The sequence below is a fragment of the Providencia sp. PROV033 genome (assembly GCF_028484855.1).
Classification (GTDB): domain Bacteria; phylum Pseudomonadota; class Gammaproteobacteria; order Enterobacterales; family Enterobacteriaceae; genus Providencia; species Providencia alcalifaciens.
The window spans coordinates 1-17,073 of sequence record NZ_JAMPSW010000081.1 but is presented as its reverse complement, the minus strand read 5'-3'; the positions used below and the strand labels follow the sequence as shown (position 1 = coordinate 17,073).

17 protein-coding genes are annotated in these 17,073 nt (G+C 45.2%); 3 read left to right on the top strand and 14 right to left on the bottom strand.

Annotated elements, in window-relative coordinates:
• The 7 genes from PSF16_RS13235 to phnR all read right to left on the bottom strand — a co-directional run.
• The coding region (locus PSF16_RS13235) for a hypothetical protein (RefSeq protein ID WP_272689406.1) at positions 1-263 on the bottom strand (263 nt) is incomplete at its 3' end.
• On the bottom strand, positions 263-2,893 hold the full coding sequence (locus PSF16_RS13230; RefSeq protein ID WP_272689405.1) for a T6SS effector BTH_I2691 family protein: 2,631 nt from the start codon (positions 2,891-2,893) through the stop codon (positions 263-265). The genes PSF16_RS13230 and PSF16_RS13235, both read right to left, overlap by 1 nt.
• A 155-nt stretch (positions 2,894-3,048) precedes the next feature.
• Positions 3,049-3,846 (bottom strand): 2-aminoethylphosphonate ABC transport system, membrane component PhnV, encoded by a 798-nt coding sequence (gene phnV, locus PSF16_RS13225; RefSeq protein ID WP_036963280.1) that lies wholly within the window; start codon positions 3,844-3,846, stop codon positions 3,049-3,051.
• 2 nt (positions 3,847-3,848) lie between these two features.
• Entirely contained in the window at positions 3,849-4,709 is an 861-nt protein-coding gene (gene phnU, locus PSF16_RS13220) for a 2-aminoethylphosphonate ABC transporter permease subunit (RefSeq protein ID WP_036978231.1), read from the bottom strand.
• A gap of 1 nt (position 4,710) precedes the next feature.
• The gene (gene phnT / locus PSF16_RS13215; protein WP_154630706.1) at positions 4,711-5,820 is read right to left on the bottom strand and encodes a 2-aminoethylphosphonate ABC transport system ATP-binding subunit PhnT; all 1,110 of its coding nucleotides are present in this window, start codon (positions 5,818-5,820) and stop codon (positions 4,711-4,713) included.
• 7 nt (positions 5,821-5,827) lie between these two features.
• On the bottom strand, positions 5,828-6,841 hold the full coding sequence (locus PSF16_RS13210; RefSeq protein ID WP_272689407.1) for a 2-aminoethylphosphonate ABC transporter substrate-binding protein: 1,014 nt from the start codon (positions 6,839-6,841) through the stop codon (positions 5,828-5,830).
• 137 nt (positions 6,842-6,978) lie between these two features.
• On the bottom strand, positions 6,979-7,686 hold the full coding sequence (gene phnR, locus PSF16_RS13205) for a phosphonate utilization transcriptional regulator PhnR (RefSeq protein WP_006662432.1): 708 nt from the start codon (positions 7,684-7,686) through the stop codon (positions 6,979-6,981).
• A 150-nt stretch (positions 7,687-7,836) separates the two neighbouring features.
• On the opposite strand from phnR, the gene phnW reads away from it, so the two are divergent.
• Both phnW and phnX read left to right on the top strand, forming a co-directional pair.
• Positions 7,837-8,946, top strand: a complete 1,110-nt coding sequence (phnW, locus tag PSF16_RS13200) for a 2-aminoethylphosphonate--pyruvate transaminase (protein WP_272689404.1) — start codon at positions 7,837-7,839, stop codon at positions 8,944-8,946.
• A gap of 2 nt (positions 8,947-8,948) precedes the next feature.
• Positions 8,949-9,758: a phosphonoacetaldehyde hydrolase gene (gene phnX / locus PSF16_RS13195; protein ID WP_006662434.1), complete on the top strand. Its 810-nt coding sequence runs from the start codon at positions 8,949-8,951 to the stop codon at positions 9,756-9,758.
• A 48-nt stretch (positions 9,759-9,806) separates the two neighbouring features.
• On the opposite strand, the gene argF is transcribed toward phnX, so the two are convergent.
• Positions 9,807-10,832 (bottom strand): ornithine carbamoyltransferase, encoded by a 1,026-nt coding sequence (argF, locus tag PSF16_RS13190; RefSeq protein ID WP_036978225.1) that lies wholly within the window; start codon positions 10,830-10,832, stop codon positions 9,807-9,809.
• 162 nt (positions 10,833-10,994) lie between these two features.
• Between argF and rraB the strand changes: the two genes are divergently transcribed.
• Positions 10,995-11,417: a ribonuclease E inhibitor RraB gene (gene rraB / locus PSF16_RS13185; RefSeq protein WP_006657925.1), complete on the top strand. Its 423-nt coding sequence runs from the start codon at positions 10,995-10,997 to the stop codon at positions 11,415-11,417.
• Positions 11,418-11,512: 95 nt separating this feature from the next.
• Here rraB and PSF16_RS13180 read toward each other — a convergent pair whose 3' ends face one another.
• The 6 genes from PSF16_RS13180 to PSF16_RS13155 form a co-directional block, all read right to left on the bottom strand.
• Positions 11,513-12,163: a GNAT family N-acetyltransferase gene (locus PSF16_RS13180; protein ID WP_272689403.1), complete on the bottom strand. Its 651-nt coding sequence runs from the start codon at positions 12,161-12,163 to the stop codon at positions 11,513-11,515.
• Complete coding sequence (locus PSF16_RS13175; RefSeq protein ID WP_272689402.1) at positions 12,160-12,633, bottom strand: hypothetical protein; 474 nt, start codon at positions 12,631-12,633, stop codon at positions 12,160-12,162. The genes PSF16_RS13180 and PSF16_RS13175 overlap by 4 nt, the downstream gene beginning before the upstream one ends.
• Complete coding sequence (locus tag PSF16_RS13170; RefSeq protein ID WP_272689401.1) at positions 12,623-12,931, bottom strand: class I SAM-dependent methyltransferase; 309 nt, start codon at positions 12,929-12,931, stop codon at positions 12,623-12,625. Before PSF16_RS13170 ends, PSF16_RS13175 begins: the two co-directional genes overlap by 11 nt.
• Positions 12,932-12,975: 44 nt before the next feature.
• Positions 12,976-13,479: a GNAT family N-acetyltransferase gene (locus PSF16_RS13165; RefSeq protein ID WP_006657922.1), complete on the bottom strand. Its 504-nt coding sequence runs from the start codon at positions 13,477-13,479 to the stop codon at positions 12,976-12,978.
• Positions 13,480-13,642: 163 nt separating this feature from the next.
• Positions 13,643-16,513 carry a valine--tRNA ligase gene (locus PSF16_RS13160; RefSeq protein WP_196712511.1) on the bottom strand — a complete coding sequence of 957 codons (2,871 nt, stop codon included), beginning with the start codon at positions 16,511-16,513 and terminating at the stop codon, positions 13,643-13,645.
• A 38-nt stretch (positions 16,514-16,551) separates the two neighbouring features.
• Positions 16,552-17,001, bottom strand: a complete 450-nt coding sequence (locus PSF16_RS13155) for a DNA polymerase III subunit chi (protein WP_006662440.1) — start codon at positions 16,999-17,001, stop codon at positions 16,552-16,554.
• Positions 17,002-17,073 lie beyond the last annotated feature (72 nt).

The following is a 17,073-nucleotide window of genomic DNA, read 5'->3' as shown; positions in this document are numbered from 1 at the left end:
ATCATTGCAATCAAAAAAGTCATAAATATTATGAAAAACACCATTAACAACGATGATAATTGCCCGATTTTCTCATAATCATTATCCACCACCTCCAAATAGGTTGAATTCATGGTGATGACAGTGTCAAAATTCAGCACTGCAGCTTCCCCACCGTGCTTTTTGATCTGTCCTTGACGGTAATGGTGTTGCTTTTCCCGACGATTTAAAGACCGGTTAACGGTAAAGGGGCTTAATAAGCCCACACGATTTTTCTTTGCCATTACACATTATCCTCGGTATAGCCAATAATCTTACTTAGTTCGCTCATTTCCATCTGCCGGTCCATCCAGATAACGGGGATTTCCCCCTGATTTTGTTCTCTCTCGGGGATTTTTCGCCACAAGCTGGCTGATAACCATTTTTGAATATCGTCTTTACTATAGGCAGCAATAAAAATTGCCGATCCAAATACTAATGTAATTGCAAGAAGTAATCCTATAGGGCCAAAGAAAGCCAATACAGAAGAGTTTAATGACGCTGCAAATAATGCTGTACCACCAATCGCTGACAATGCATAAGCAATACCAAGCATATAATTTTTTTTATAGAATATTTCATCAGCGGCATGAAACACATCCCATGCAATGGCTACGGCACCAAACCAGGCACAGAATCGTATTGTGCTTTTAAGAGAATTCTTTATGTTTTTCAGCCGAACTGCCCCATAACTAAACCGTATCCGAGCACTGATGCGCAATGTGCGAAATTTAAAAATAACTCGCTCAGCCGCATCTAACAGCGCGCCTCCGGCTGAAATAATATTTGTAATAAATTTAGTCACTGCTTCCGTATTGTTCACTTGCCCTTTCATTGCATCTTGCGTGGTTGTCCATAACACGTGAACTTGTAGCGTCACAGAAAACATACATCCTGCAAAAGGAAGTGATTGGGCGGTATCATTGGCTAATTTATTGATTGTTTTTCCTTTCGCTAGCGCTAACTTTGTTCGCCATTCTTTAGGAAATGCAATATTTTTGACGTCTTCGGCGGAGCGAAATGCCTTGACCGCAACCTGAGGGCGCTCTAGATGCGGTGTACTTTTTGATAGCTCGGCTTCTTTAATATCAATGGCTGCGAAAAAACGACCTTCTTGTTTTCCTTCGAACTGTAATCCGGTGATTCGTTCGCGGCGCTCTTCAATTTCTAAATAATGCCGGAGCCGTGAATGAGAGGCTTTATTATCTAAATCCGTCATGGATGCCATTTGTTCTACTGCATTTGTGAGGAAATGCTTGCGCTCACCAATATAATTGATAGGAAGGAGTTTTTTGCCATTCATGGCGGATATAGCAACCAGTATTGGTAAGGGGGTTTTATTGACAGCCTTATTCAAAACACCAAGTAATTGACTACTTAATGCGTTAAAAAATTTCTCAGAGACTAACTGAATTTGAAGTAAATAATGGTTACTAATATCTTTAAATCCATCCCAGGCCTTATCCCAAGGTAGGTCATCATAAGCACCACCAGAAGAGGATACTGCATCATCAATACATTTAATCCAACTCTGTTGATTTAATAATGCAGCTCGCAGAAGCAGATTCTGTTCCGACATTTTAAAATGGGTTAATTGCTCTTGGAAAACGCGCTTAACGTCCAATTTATCTTGCATTCCTTCAATGCAGTCTAAAATAGATTGTGTAAATAACATTCCACTCTGGATATTTTGCTGATCAAAATTATGGTCGAAATAATCAAGTAAGCTTTGACCCGTAAAGTAAGTCAAATATAGGGTTACCATAGGACTAAGGACAGCTTGGTCGTATATTGATAGCGCTTTATTATAATCCTCTAGAAAGGCGGCTTGTTTTTCTCTATCAATATATTTTTCATACTTAGCCCAATACTGTTCAACTTGGATTTTTAGTGATTGGTCCACAACATTATGTATGGTGTTAGCTTGAAGAGCGGCTAATGATGGCAACATTGTCCCATTTTTAACTGCGATTCCGTCTCTCGCTGTTTTTTCGAATAATATCCCTTCACCGACTCTGTCACGCTCATACTGGGTGCACATCGCCTCTTTCATCATCGCTAAAGATGCCGAGAGCGCTAATCCACGCTCATATTTTGGATGCCGCTCAAAATTATGTTCAAGACGGTAGTTCATTAGCGCGGCTAAATCTTGAACAACCGCAGGAGCATCATTCAATGCGATAATTGCTCCCTTTTCTGCCATCAAATCATTCGCAGCTTGTTTTAAAGATAATCCTTTCATTGCGTGCATACTTTCCCAGATTAAAGGCGACCATTTTTTAATGTCATTATTCTGGGATTGATAACTATATTCAGCCACCACATCCTGAAGTAGATTAATGGATAATGTTTGATTTTCCTGCCCATTCATTATCCATTTGTCTAAATCAAAACATTGCATATATCGTTCACGATAGGCTTTATCTTCATGTTTCTTGCGCACGGCTTCAGTCCATTCGACTTCAGACCAAGAGAACCAAAACAATCCATTTTTCATTGGTGGGGGAAATACGGGTAATGTCACTAATGAAGCTCGAGCTAATTCTAGTGGCTCAGTGATACAAGGCTTGATTGTCCCATTTTGTATCATTTCCGGCACTTCACCATTCTCTGGTAAGGGATAATAAAATCCATTCACGGTGACAAAATAGTTAATCCATGAATTTCCCCTTTCATCCCAAATATTGAGATATCCTGGGCGTAATAACCTTAATGTATAAGCAGTTTCACCTTGAGCAAGAACGGGAGCCTGAATATGATTGGGCATAACAGGGAGAACATCTTGTTGCGACATAATGGCTGGACGAACAGGTAAGATAGGCAATCCTCGACGCTGACAAAAATTGCATCCTTCTGATTTAGAGGGCTGATCCATGCGATTTCTACTCCATGAAATAAATAATTAACTAATGCTAAATTAATAAATTTAGGTTAAGTTAACATTTATTGACTGCTATCGCATGCTTTTTGTTAACATTGAGAGATTGCTGGTATTTAATGCACCTTTGCATCAACTAAGACCACTTTACCTTACCTTTGCCCCAATCTCTTCGCGACTCTCTCCAACTTCATCATTAATAACAGCGTGATAGCGACGAGGACGATAGTCAAGGCAGAGCCATCGGCGATATTTCCGCGGTCGGTCAGGCTGAAAATGGACACTGGCAATGTCGCCCAACCTGGGGGATACAGCATCATTGTGGCGCCCAACTCGCCGAGGGATAAGGACAGGCTCAGTGCTAGCGCTGAAATCATCCATGGCATCAACAGCGGTAGGGTGACATGGCACAAGCGATACCACGGAGAAGCCCCTAAACTGAATGCCACATTTTCAATATCAGCGGAAATGCGGGTTAACCCAGTGGAGACATTGCTGAAGGTGAACGCTGAAATCAGAACAAAATGAGCGGAAAAAACAATCCAGAACGTCCCATTCATTTGCAAATAGCCTTGGCTAAATGCCACTAAGATCCCTAAACCTATCGACACCGAAGGAATAGCACTCGGCAAATAGAACACAATACCCAGATATTTTTGTACTTTGGCACTATGGCGACGTAAGGCTAGGGCTGCCCACAGACCGCAAAACAGTGCAAACAGACTGGCGCAAAAGCCGATAATCAGGCTGGATAAAATGGCTTCCCATGCTGGACCCCGAAACGCATTCACAAAGTGTTCGAAGGTAAAGCCGGAGGGCAAAATACCATTCCATTGCTGGCTAAAGCTGGACATGAGAATCATCACTAATGGCAGCAAAAATAGGCAAGAAAATAGCGTGATGGCGATGGCGGTTGAAATGGCTCGCCCAGTTTTAGACCAAATTAACATGGTTATTTTTTCACTCCGAAACGGGTTGTTGCCATGCGATACAGGCTAAAGAGTCCCACAGACAGCAAAATATTAATTAACGCTATCATGCACGCGACGCTGTAGTCAGATTCCAAAATGGCTTTGCTGTAGACCATCATCGGCAAGGTATTTACTCCTTTTGCCCCGATAAACAGCACGATGCCAAATTCGTTGGTGGTCAGCAGTAAACACAGGCTGCCGCCTGCGAGTAATGCAGGAAGTGCCGCAGGAAAAATCACTTGGCTGATAACGCGGGCAGGGTGCGCCCCTAAAATACTGGCAGCTTCTAACTGGCTTTTATCGATTTGGCGCAGCGCTGCCATGAGCGGGCGCATCACGAGCGGAGTAAAGACGGTGATCTCCGCCAGAATCACGCCATTAATCGAGTATAAAAAGTCCACAGGAGGCAGTTCAAAATCAAACAGCGCCATTAATGTGCCATTGAGTAACCCCGCCGAACCATAAATAAAGGTAAACGCGAGGGTGATCAGAAATGTCGGCAGTGCGATAAAAGTATCAATGACTTGGGTAATAAAACGGCTTCCGGGAAACGGAATAAACACCAAAATCAGCGATAATACCGAGCCAAGCACTAAGCACCCGAGAGTGGCAAAAAAGGCAATTTGTAGCGTATTGAATAGCCCGTTAATAAACCGACGAGATTCAATTACTTGCCAGAACGTTTCTAAGCTTACGCCACCAGTGGGACTCTGAATGGCTTGTTCGCCAATCAGCATCAGTGGGTAGAAAAATAACGTCGCTAGAACGAGCAGCGGTGGTGCTATCCAATAAAACGGTTTTAGGTTTATGGATGATGGCTTAGACAGGTGAATAACCGACATATTATTCCTCAATCAACACAGTATCAGAAGGAGAAAACCACAGCGTGAGTTTATCGCCTGCTTGCGGTAACGGGGATAAATGGGTAACAGCGACCGTGACATTCTCCCCTGCGACATCACACAATAAATGGGTAATATCCCCCTGCCAGCGGATAGATCGCAAAGTGGCGTGTAGCTGGTTTGAGGTATCTGCTCGCGGGGTGAGGCTAATATGCTGCGGGCGAATACAGATTAATTTGTGGCTGTTGTTCTGCATACCTTGAGTTTGTGCCTCAATGAGCGTACCGCCACAGCTCACACTGACTTGAGCAGGTATGGAGGAAAAGCCCAAAGCGGTCGCCGACAGAATATTGGCGCGTCCTAAAAACTCAGCAGCAAAGCGATTCGGTGGGCGATGGTACAGTGCATTTTTCTCCCCGTGAGCCACCAAGTAGCCATCTTTCATGATGCCAATCTTATCCCCCAGCGCGAGGGCTTCCGTTTGATCATGAGTGACGTACAAAATCGTGAGCTCAGGAAGTTCACGATGTAGTCTCGCAATTTCTTCCACCATATTATGGCGAATCTGAGCATCGAGAGCGGATAACGGCTCATCAAGCAAAAGCACTCTGGGTCGCACAGCAATCGCACGGGCGATAGCGACGCGTTGTTGCTGACCGCCAGATAACTGATGCGGGTAACGGGCGGCATAGTCGCTCATGCCGACAATGTTTAATGCTTCAGCCACTCGCTCTTTAATTAGTGCTTTAGGCTGCTTTTGAGCGCGCAGACCAAAGGCAACATTATCCTCGACTTTCATATGAGGAAAAAGGGCGTAGTTCTGCACTACCATGCCCAATCCGCGTTGATAAGGCGGAAGCTGGGTAATATCCGTATCACCCATTAAAATGCGTCCGCTATCCGGTTGTGCGAAACCTGCAATGGACCGTAACACGGTGGTTTTCCCGGAGCCTGAAGGTCCAATAAGTACCAATATTTCACCCGGCTCAATAGTTAAGGATAACGGTTTAAGCACCACATTGTTATGGTAAGAAACCCGCAGAGATTCCAGCACAATGCCGGAATGCTCAGTGCGCTGACTTGGAGTTTCTTTATTTCTTTTCATCAACATAACCCGCTCACTCACTTTCGGTGACTTTGTGCCAACGGCTGATATCATCCGAGAGGGATATTTCAACTTCATCCCAATTTGGTTGCCAAGTTTTCACACCCTTGAGGGTTTCGGTGGCTTTGTGGAATTGCGGATCGTTTGCTGTCAGGTCTGAGCGTACAGGCATTCCCCATGACAGTTCGCTAACGTGGCTTTGGGCTTGTTTGTCTAACAGAAAGTTAATCAGCTTTTTGCCATTTTCAGTTTCAGGACCGTTGTTTACTAAGCCAACCACATAAGGTAGAACCAGTGCGCTGCGTTCGCCTTTTTCATCGGCTGGCCAGAAGATTTTGACGTTTGGATTACGTTCCATTTGGGAAAGGTTCATCTGTAAATCGCCGTTTGCAACGTACAGTTCACCTTTATTGACTAATGCGGTGAGTTTTCCTGTTGAGGCAGATGGACCGACGTTATTAGCTTGTAGCTTACCGAGGTAATTAAACCCTGCATCTTTGCCACCAAAGCTATGGAACACTTGCAGCATAACAGCGGTGCCATCACCTGCTTGCCCTGGTGTGGAGTATTGCAGCTTATTTTTAAAACGGGCATCAAGAAGTTCATTCCACGTTGCTGGAGGGTTTTTTAGCAGTTTGTCATTATAGATAAAGGTCAGGTAGTTATTGACAATGGGGGTGTAATACTCGGTTGAGTTAGGAATGCTTACCGCAGACTCTGGTGTGAATTTTGCCAGTAATTCGGTTTTGGCCGCACGTTGAATAAACGGGGGAACGGTGACGAGCACATCCGCTTGTGGGTTAGTGCGCTCTTTGGCTAAACGCTCAACGATGGCACCGGAGCCGCCTTCGACGTACTGTACTTTAATCCCTGTTTGCTGAGTAAAGGCATCAAATTGAGCCTGATACCAGCTGTTATTGCCATCATGGAGACCATCTGCGGAGTAAACCGTGACGACAGGGGCGGCACAAACCGAGGTCGAACCTAGGGCTGCAAGAAGCAATACGGCAAGAGGGGTAGGCTTCATTTTACGTTTCATCTCCAGATCTCCAGTTAGTCGTTAAAGTTATCTGGTATATACCAGTGTTTTTTACGCTAACGGGTTTATGTGACAGAAAAATGAAATTGCTCGAGAAACCAAAAATTTATTTTTAAGAATGAAGATCAGAGAGTATCAACCTCAATACGCAGGCTATCATGACGCCAATATTCCACATCATAATCCAGAATACGCCCATATTGATCATAGTTTAAACGTTGCAGTAACAGTGCGGGGCGACCCACTGCAACGCCGAGTGCGCTGGCGGCTTGCGGTGGCATTGCTGTTGGGTAAAAAGACAAATGCATACTGGTATAAATCAGCCCATATTGATGCTCATACACTTCGGTGAGACTGCCATTGAGATCGTGGCTTAATAACTCAGGAACACGAGCAGGAAGACAGTGGTTTTCCGAGTAACAAACGGGGCGGTCATCTGCATAGCGTAGGCGAGTGAGCAGATAAATTTGTTCAAAAGGTTGTAATTGCAGCGGCGCCATTGCCTCTACGGGGACAGTCACAACATTGCCCTCTAACAGCGTAGTTTTTGGTTGGCGGCCTTGCTCTAAACACAGTTTATGAAAATTAGTATTTTGCGTTGGGTCGAGCCATAAACGCTCGGGCGTCACAAACCAGCCTCGGCGCTCAGAACGGTAAATTGCGCCACTGGATTCCAGTTGTGCCAAGCTTTCTCTGATAGTCACACGGGTGGTATTAAAAATGGTACAAAGCTCTCGCTCAGAGGGCAGTTTATCGCCACTTTTCAGCGCGCCGCTCTGAATTCTTGCTTGTAATTGCGCTTTGATGAGGAGGTACTGCGGCTGTTCATCCATCGATAATGTATCCGTTTTTCGTCGCAAAATTTTTTATCCATTATACACGCCAATATGAATTTTTTGTTGCAGGGCGTCTTTTCCTTTGACCTTCTTGTTCATCTGCCGTCATTATAATATTAATCTGGTATAGACCAATGGTGAATTTAAATGACAATGAATCAATATCTGCTGTTAACACCGGGACCTTTGACCACGTCGCAAACGGTAAAAGAGGCGATGCTATTTGATAGCTGCACATGGGACGATGACTATAACTTAGGCGTGGTGCAGCGTATTCGCCAACAGCTGGTGGAATTGGCGACAACCCAAGCGGGGTATACCAGTGTGTTACTCCAAGGAAGTGGCAGCTACGCCGTAGAAGCGACGCTGGGCTCGGTACTCGCACCGCAAGATAAAATCCTGATTGTCAGCAATGGCGCTTATGGCGCCCGAATGGCAGAAATGGCGCAGCTAATGGGCATTTCACACCATGTTTATGATTGCGGTGAAGTGGCTAAGCCTGATGTGGCAGTGATTGAGCAGCTTCTACAGCAAGATAGCCAAATCAGCCATATTGCGATGGTGCACTGTGAAACCACCACCGGGATTTTGAACCCCATCGAGGAAGTTGCGGTATTAGCCAAGCGCTATCAGAAACGCTATATCGTGGATGCGATGAGCAGTTTTGGGGGGATCCCTCTGGATGTGGGGGCGCTGAATATTGATTTTCTGATCAGCTCGGCCAACAAGTGTATTCAAGGGGTGCCGGGTTTTGGGTTTGTGATTGCTCGCACTTGTGAGCTGGAGAAATGCGCAGGGCGCTCTCGCTCGCTTTCACTTGATCTCTATGCCCAGTGGCACTGTATGGAGCAGTTTCATGGCAAATGGCGCTTTACCTCCCCAACACACACGGTGCTGGCTTTCGCTCAAGCACTGAAAGAGCTAGCTCAAGAAGGTGGCGTGAGCGCCCGTTTCCAGCGTTATCAGCAAAATCAGCGCAAGCTGGTGGACGGTATGCGTCAGTTAGGATTTCGCACATTATTAGACGATAGCCAACAATCGCCGATTATCACGGCATTTTATTCGCCAGATGCCGAAGATTATCAGTTCAACCAATTTTATCAGCAGCTCAAAGCCCAAGGGTTTGTGATCTATCCGGGCAAAGTTTCGAAGAGCGATTGTTTCCGCATTGGTAATATTGGTGAAGTGTATCCGCATCATATCGATGCCTTATTGGTTGCGATAAAAAATGCGATGTATTGGGAAAAGAAGGATTAATGATGAACCGTATTGAAGCTGTTATTTTAGATTGGGCGGGAACGACGGTAGATTTCGGCTCATTCGCCCCCACTCAAATTTTTATTGAGGCGTTTAAATCCGCATTCGATATTGATATCACCTTGGCTCAAGCCCGTATCCCGATGGGGTTAGGTAAATGGCAGCATATTGAAGCGTTAGGAAAACTACCAGAGATTGATGCGATGTGGCAGGCAAGGTTTGGACGCTCAATGACCAGCGAAGATATCGATGCTATTTACCAAACTTTTATGCCGTTACAGATTGCTAAAGTGGTTGATTTTGCAGCGCCGATTGATGGGGTTGTTAGCACGATTACAACGCTGCGTGGGCAAGGAGTTAAAATTGGTTCCTGTTCAGGCTACCCAAGAGCAGTGATGGAAAAGTTGGTTCCAGCGGCGGCCACATTGGGGTATCAACCCGATTACTGGATTGCCAGTGATGATTTAGCTGCTGGTGGGCGCCCTGGTCCGTGGATGGCGCTGCAAAATGTGATTGAACTGGCGGTCAATTCCGTCTCCCATTGTGTGAAAGTGGATGATGCCGTACCGGGAATTGAAGAGGGGCGCAATGCGGGAATGTGGAGCATTGGATTAGCGATTTCAGGTAATGAATTTGGTAAAACATGGGATGAATATCAAGGCATGAGCCAAGAAGATATTTCTCCATTACGTCAGCAAGCTGCGGACAAACTGTATGCGGCGGGCGCCCATTATGTGATTGATACCTTGTCCGATCTTCCTCGAGTGATTGACGAAATCAACGGCAGACTGGCAAACGGTGAGAAGCCATAAGTTTCAGGTTAGTTTGACCAAGTAGGGTCGCCTACTTGGTCGATGAATTTAGAGTATATTTATTGGTAATTCAGGGGCGAGCGTCGCCACCATCACCGCTTTAATGGTATGCAGGCGGTTTTCCGCTTGGTCGAAGACGATGCTGTAAGGGGATTCAAACACCTCTTCCGTCACTTCCAGTCCACCATAAAGATTAAACTCTTTGGCAAGCTGAGCGCCTAATGTCGTGTCTTCATTATGAAATGCCGGCAGGCAGTGTAAGAATTTCACGTCTGGGTTACCCGTCAGTTTGATCACGTCCATATTCACTTGGTACGGTTTCATTAAAGCAATGCGTTGCGCCCAGACTTCTTTAGGTTCTCCCATCGAAACCCACACATCGGTATACAGAAAATCTGCGTCTTTAACGCCTTCTGCCACGTTTTCCGTCAGAATGATTTTTCCGCCAGTGGTTTTAGCGATTTTCTGGCACTCTGCAACTAATTCAGTCTCTGGCCAGCAGCTTTTTGGTGCCACTAAACGCAGCTCCATGCCTGTTAATGCCGCTGCTTCTAACATTGAATTTCCCATGTTATTGCGTGCATCCCCTAAGTAAGCAAATTTAATTTGTGAAAGTGGGGTATTGGGTTTATGTTCTTGAATGGTAAGCAAATCGGCTAATAACTGTGTGGGATGGAATTCGTTAGTTAATCCATTCCAGACAGGCACTCCCGCATGCTGAGCTAATGTTTCGACGGTGCTTTGTGCATAACCCCGATATTGCACGCCATCGTACATCCGACCCAATACTCTGGCGGTGTCTTTCATGGTCTCCTTGTGCCCGATTTGGCTACCGGATGGCCCAAGATAGGTAACTCTTGCCCCTTGGTCGAAAGCGCCGACTTCAAATGCGCAGCGCGTCCGTGTGGAATCTTTCTCGAAGATCAGCGCAAAATTCTTACCGGCTAATAAAGGTGGCTCTGTGCCAGATTTTTTGGCTAATTTTAGCCAAGCGGAGAGTTTTAATAATGCATGAATATCGTTAGAGGTGAAATCTAATAATCTTAAAAAATGCTTTCCGTGTAGGGGGTTCATAAATTACAGCCTTTTATAATTGAATTAATATTCAATTTATAGCCATAAAAATTCAAAATCAACCCCCCATGCAAAAGAAATTATTTTATTAGGTATGGTTTCACTCTTGACCCTATGGGAGAATGAGCCAGAGACTAATACCACGGAATAAGGGGTGTGGAGATGGTAGATAAAGCTGAATTTGATGCGCAGTACGAAGAAACTCGCCTGATCATTGAAGAGTTACTGGAAGATGGAAGTGATCCTGATGCGCTGTATGCAATTGAGCATCACTTTTCTGCAAACAATTTTGAATTGTTAGAAAAAGCGGCTGTTGAAGCATTCAAACTGGGCTATGAAGTCACTGATGCGGAAGAACTGGAAATTGAAACAGGTGAAACCCTGATGTGTTGCGATGTCATCAGTGAAAGTGCGCTAAATGCAGAACTGATCGACGCACAAGTTGAACAGTTAATGAAATTAGCCGAAAAAATGGGTGTGAACTACGATGGTTGGGGCACCTATTTTGAAGATCCAGACGCAGAATATGATGATGAAGACGGTGACGACGAAGGGGATGATGAGTCCGAAAATCGTGTTCACTAATTGATTCTTCAAATTTCAATCGGTGATAATCTCGCCAGATTGAAAAATAAAAAAGCACTGAACGAGAATATCGTCAGTGCTTTTTTGTTTTTATGTCATTCAGTTAATTCTCGTACCATATAGTGCCATCCATAAATATCCATATAGCGTAATGTGGTGCGAGACGTTTCATATTTCTCATCGGTATAACCACGGCGTAAATAAAGTTCTCTTGCCTTGGTATTCAAATCAGATACATACAAAGAAACTCGGGTGAGCTTAGGATCTGCGGCTACTTGGTTTTCAATGTGATCTAACACGCGATTACCAATTCCCATACCTCGTAACTTGTTATCGACACATAAGTAAGAAAGGTAGGCGGTATCTGGTCTTGGTCTGTGTACAAATAACTGAAAAATGCGGCTGATCTTCATAAAGCGGAAGAAGCCCGCTTTACGCAGGATTTGCATTAATGAAACGGGAGTAGGTGCTTGTTCTTGAACGTGTTTTACGCCGTAAGTGATACCATAAACTGCGACTAGATTGCCATTTAATTTAACCTGAAAGTGCCTATCATAGGGGGCACTCAGACCGCGCTGCCAAAATAGAGATAACACCCCCTGACGCTGGGCTTCTGGCATATCGCTAATGGTTTTAAATTTAGAGGAAAAGGCTTCATAAAATAGCGTGTTAGCACTATCAATGCTTGCTTCTTCTAAAGGTTCAATGGCGAGCGGGTCGTGATTGATCATTAAGTTGACCATCATGAGTTCACCGAAGAAGGGCTGGCATGCTCAAGCGTAAATACCATTTCAGGGGAGTTCTCTTGAAAAGCATTCAACTGCCAGTCACCGTAAAGATAACGAACACGTAAACCGCAAAATTCAACGGCCTGAGCAATGTCGCTGAGTGTCGGAAAGGCAATATCCGATTCAGCACGGAATATCGGGCCATTCTCACCTTGTTGGTAGAATGTTTGATAGTGGACAATGCCATTCAGCTCAGCAACATCATTCCAAAGAGTGACTTCGCCAAATTCTTGGGTCGTGAGGGATTCACGAGATAATTCAGGCGTCCACTCTCTCCACTCTTCAACCGCTGGGTTGCGACTATCAAATACAATCGTGCCATCGGCAGTGAGATGTCGCTGCATGGCTTGCAATGCGGAAATTCGTTGTTCTTGAGTCAAAAAAACTTGAAAAGCGTGACCAGATAAAATGATCAAATCAAATTTCATGTCCAGATTGAGCTTTTCGGCAGTACTGTTCAGCCAACGAACGCGACTTGTTTTTTTGTTGAGCAATATCCAACATCGCTTGCGCGGGATCGACACCGACCAAAGTAGTATGTGGATATTGCTCCGCAATGGCGGTGAGTAACGTGCCAGTACCGCAGCCTAAATCTAAAATATGCTGTGCAGAAGATGCATGGTTAAGGTAGACCGCATAATCTGCCCGTTGCAAACTATTGTCTAGATCATAGAAGCGGGCAAGCATCGGGTCTTCATAGAGTGCATCTTCATACAGTGATGTCATTGGCTGTGATATCTCTTTGATGTTGAATAATGAGGCGGTGAGAATTACAGGGTTTTCAGCATCCGAATTTCACAGTCGCTATGCCCTGTATTACCCAAAGGCTCGTCGATAAAGTCGAAACCTAATTTTTCATACAGTTTAATCGCAGCTTGAAGCTCACTAGTGGTTTCTAAATAGCAGCGGGTATAACCTTGCTGTTTAGCAAATTCCAATGACATCAGAACGATTTGCTTCGCTAAACCTTTTCCACGTAATACGGAAGAGAGGTACATTTTTTGTAATTCAGCGGTATGTTCATCACCACCGGCGACTTGTGAGATACCACCACCGCCAACAATCTTGCCATCCATTTCGACAACCCAATAAGCGCTGCGTGGCTTGCTATACACTTCATACAGTGTGTCTAAAATAGGATCAGCAACCGCAAAACCTTTATCTGCGGTTAGCCCGTGTTCAGCGGACACTTCACGAATGACAGCGGCGATCTCTGGGTTATCTTGAGGTTGAATTAAACGAACTTGAACAGTTGAGGTTGTGCTTGTTGTCATAAGAACATCTCTTTTTATTTGTGTTATTTATATTTTTAATTGCACCATTTGCTGGTGCAATAACTATGATATTGAGCATGTGATAAAGCTTTTCAACACCCAGATATAAAAAAGCCCTAACTCATCAAAGACGAGTCAGGGCTAGAGATTTAAAGCTGAATGATTATAAAGAGGCGATGGTCACTTTTTGCGCTTCAATCTTCGCTTTCGCTTCGATATTTTCCGCTAAACGCGCACGCTCTTTCTCAACCACGGCAGCAGGCGCACGGCTCACAAATCCTTCGTTTGCCAACTTGCTTTCGATGGTATCAATTTCTTTTACCACTTTTTCCAGCTCTTTATCTAAACGAGCCAGCTCTGCGTCTTTATCAACCAGACCAGCCATTGGGATCAGCACTTCAGCGCCTGCGACTAATTTAGTCACAGAAACTGGGGCTTCTTCGCCTTCAGCCAGCACGCGAATGCTTGCTAAGCGCGCCATTGAACGAAGGAAGTTTTCGTTCTCAGTCACACGGCGAGCCACATCCGCAGAGGTGCTACGCAGCATCACATCCAATGGTTTACCCGGAGCGATATTCATTTCTGCACGAATATTACGGACAGCAACAATGGTCTCTTTGATCCACTCTAAATCGCTCAGTGCTAGCTCATCCACTTTCGCCGCATCGAACTCTGGGAACGCTTGCAGCATGATGGTGTCAGCTTCAATCCCTTTCACCACTTTCACGCGCTGCCAGATGGTTTCGGTAATAAATGGAATGATTGGGTGAGCCAGACGCAGTAAGCCTTCTAGTACTTCAATCAGGGTGAAACGCGCCGCACGAACTTGGGCTTCATTACCTTTATGAACCGCAGGTTTAGACAGCTCTAAGTACCAGTCACAGAATTCATTCCAGGTGAAATCATACAGAATGCCCGCGGCGATATCGTAACGGTGGGTATCTAACGCTTCACGGTACGCTTTTACGGTTTGGTTGAACTGCGCCATGATCCAGCGATCAGCCAATGAGAAGCTCATTTCGCCGCCGTTTTGTCCGCAATCTTGACCTTCAGTATTCATCAGAACAAAGCGGCTTGCATTCCATAATTTATTACAGAAGTTACGGTAACCGGACAGACGCTTCATATCCCAGTTGATATCGCGACCCGTTGATGCCAGTGCCGCTAAGGTAAAGCGCAGGGCATCAGTACCGTGTGCTTCAATGCCGTCTGGATACTCTTTACGAGTACGCTTAGCAATTTTCTCAGCCAGTTGTGGCTGCATCATGTTGCCAGTACGTTTTTCCAGTAAGGCTTCCAATGAAATACCGTCGATCATATCCAGTGGGTCGATAACGTTCCCTTTGGATTTAGACATTTTCTGACCTTCTTCATCGCGGATCAGACCTGTCATATACACGGTTTTAAATGGAACTTGTGGCTCGCCATTTTCATCTTTGATGAAATGCATGGTCATCATGATCATGCGGGCAATCCAGAAGAAAATGATATCGAATCCGCTGACTAATACATCCGTTGGATGGAAAGTTTTCAGCGCATCGGTATTTTCTGGCCAGCCTAAGGTTGAGAATGTCCACAGACCAGAAGAGAACCACGTATCTAATACGTCGTCATCTTGACGCAGTGCCACATCGGCACCTAAGTTGTTTTCGCGGCGAACTTCGTCTTCATCACGACCCACGTAAACATTGCCTTTGTCGTCATACCAAGCTGGAATACGGTGACCCCACCATAATTGACGAGAAATACACCAGTCTTGGATATCACGCATCCAAGAGAAATACATGTTTTCGTATTGGCGCGGAACGAATTGGATACGACCATCTTCAACGGCTTTGATCGCGTCTTTCGCTAAAGGCGCAGTACGTACGTACCATTGGTCAGTCAGCATTGGCTCGATAACCACGCCACCACGGTCACCGTAAGGTACGGTTAAATCGTGAGGTTTGACTTCGACCAGTAAGCCTAATTGTTCAAATTCAGCGACGATAGCTTTACGGGCAGCAAAACGCTCCATACCACGGTAAGCTTCAGGAATTTCGCTGCTGTAATCGGTGCAAGGGTTGCCGTTGGTATCGAATACTTCCGCTTCATGACGAACGTTACCATCCAAGTCCATCATATTGATCATGGTCAGTTGGTGACGCTTACCGACTTCATAGTCGTTGAAATCATGAGCTGGGGTAATTTTTACGCAGCCAGTACCTTTTTCCATATCAGCGTGTTCGTCACCGACGATTGGAATACGGCGATTGATAATTGGCAGAATAATTTCTTTGCCAATTAAATCCTTATAACGTGGATCTTCAGGGTTAACGGCGACACCAGTATCACCCAGCATGGTTTCTGGACGTGTGGTTGCAACCACTAAGTAGTCTTTTCCTTCCGCTGTTTTCGCGCCATCAGCCAGTGGATAGCGCAGGTGCCACATGGAACCTTTGACTTCGCGGTTTTCAACTTCCAGATCTGAAATAGCCGTGTGCAGTTTCGGGTCCCAGTTAACCAGACGCTTACCACGATAGATTAAATTCTCTTTGTACATACGGACGAAAGCTTCTTTAACGGCTTTAGACAGCCCTTCATCCATCGTGAAACGTTCGCGATCCCAGTCAACAGAGTCACCTAAACGGCGCATTTGTTGAGAAATAGTGCCACCAGATTCGGCTTTCCATTCCCAGATTTTATCGATAAACGCATCACGACCGTAATCATGGCGATTTTTGCCTTCTTCAGCTGCAATTTTACGTTCAACCACCATTTGGGTCGCGATACCTGCGTGGTCAGTACCCGTTTGCCACAGGGTATTTTTCCCTTGCATACGTTGGTAACGGATCATGGTATCCATGATGGTTTGTTGGAAGGCGTGACCCATGTGCAGGCTACCGGTAACGTTTGGTGGCGGAATAACCACGCAGAAGCTGTCTTTTGAAGTATCACCGTTAGGACGGAAATAACCGCTTTTTTCCCAGTGGGTATACAGGGATTGTTCGATTTCCGCTGGGTTATAAGTTTTGTCGAGGGATGGCTCGATCATTACGTTCTCTGGTTTCTTTTCCATTTTTATCTTTGTATTCAGTAAGTTGGCGGCGTCGCCATGGTCAAGTTGAAGCCGACGCTCCGGTAAATTTTATACCGGTCACGCGCCAACTGTTTTAAAGTTTCATCGATAGGCACAAAGTCTATCACTTCATGGAAAGCCGTTGCAAAATCTGCGAATTGGCTTTGTAAATTAATCAGAATATCGCGAGGTGTATTACCCCGTTTATTCGGCCAGCAAATTTCAATTGGCGCACCATAGCGGGGACCTTCTCCTGCTAAATTGTGGGGGACAAATTGGTGAGGATCTCGCTGCCAAAGTGCCTCATCCATTTTTTCAGCTTGTTGCTGATTTTCGCAGGCAATCAGAATACGTTTTCCATTGCGCCACGCTTGTGCAGCAAGCTCACAAGCAAGCCATTCATGGGCTTCATATTCGGCTTGTGGGGAGGGCTGTTCAAGTAAGTAAAATGTACCTTTTTTCATATACCCGTCATACTTCAATTTGTAGGGGTGTTGGCTACGCGCTCTCGCCTTAGTCACAGACTTGTGTATGCT

Coding starts and splice junctions, on each gene's coding strand:
- rraB (WP_006657925.1), top strand. CDS start 10,995: ATGGTAGATAAAGCTGAATTTGATGCGCAGTACGAAGAAACTCGCCTG.
- PSF16_RS13170 (WP_272689401.1), bottom strand. CDS start 12,931: ATGACATCACTGTATGAAGATGCACTCTATGAAGACCCGATGCTTGCC.
- PSF16_RS13155 (WP_006662440.1), bottom strand. CDS start 17,001: ATGAAAAAAGGTACATTTTACTTACTTGAACAGCCCTCCCCACAAGCC.
- phnV (WP_036963280.1), bottom strand. CDS start 3,846: ATGTTAATTTGGTCTAAAACTGGGCGAGCCATTTCAACCGCCATCGCC.
- PSF16_RS13210 (WP_272689407.1), bottom strand. CDS start 6,841: ATGAAGCCTACCCCTCTTGCCGTATTGCTTCTTGCAGCCCTAGGTTCG.
- phnT (WP_154630706.1), bottom strand. CDS start 5,820: ATGTTGATGAAAAGAAATAAAGAAACTCCAAGTCAGCGCACTGAGCAT.
- PSF16_RS13160 (WP_196712511.1), bottom strand. CDS start 16,513: ATGATCGAGCCATCCCTCGACAAAACTTATAACCCAGCGGAAATCGAA.
- PSF16_RS13230 (WP_272689405.1), bottom strand. CDS start 2,893: ATGGATCAGCCCTCTAAATCAGAAGGATGCAATTTTTGTCAGCGTCGA.
- PSF16_RS13165 (WP_006657922.1), bottom strand. CDS start 13,479: ATGACAACAAGCACAACCTCAACTGTTCAAGTTCGTTTAATTCAACCT.
- argF (WP_036978225.1), bottom strand. CDS start 10,832: ATGAACCCCCTACACGGAAAGCATTTTTTAAGATTATTAGATTTCACC.
- phnU (WP_036978231.1), bottom strand. CDS start 4,709: ATGTCGGTTATTCACCTGTCTAAGCCATCATCCATAAACCTAAAACCG.
- phnR (WP_006662432.1), bottom strand. CDS start 7,686: ATGGATGAACAGCCGCAGTACCTCCTCATCAAAGCGCAATTACAAGCA.
- PSF16_RS13175 (WP_272689402.1), bottom strand. CDS start 12,633: ATGAAATTTGATTTGATCATTTTATCTGGTCACGCTTTTCAAGTTTTT.
- phnW (WP_272689404.1), top strand. CDS start 7,837: ATGACAATGAATCAATATCTGCTGTTAACACCGGGACCTTTGACCACG.
- phnX (WP_006662434.1), top strand. CDS start 8,949: ATGAACCGTATTGAAGCTGTTATTTTAGATTGGGCGGGAACGACGGTA.
- PSF16_RS13180 (WP_272689403.1), bottom strand. CDS start 12,163: ATGATGGTCAACTTAATGATCAATCACGACCCGCTCGCCATTGAACCT.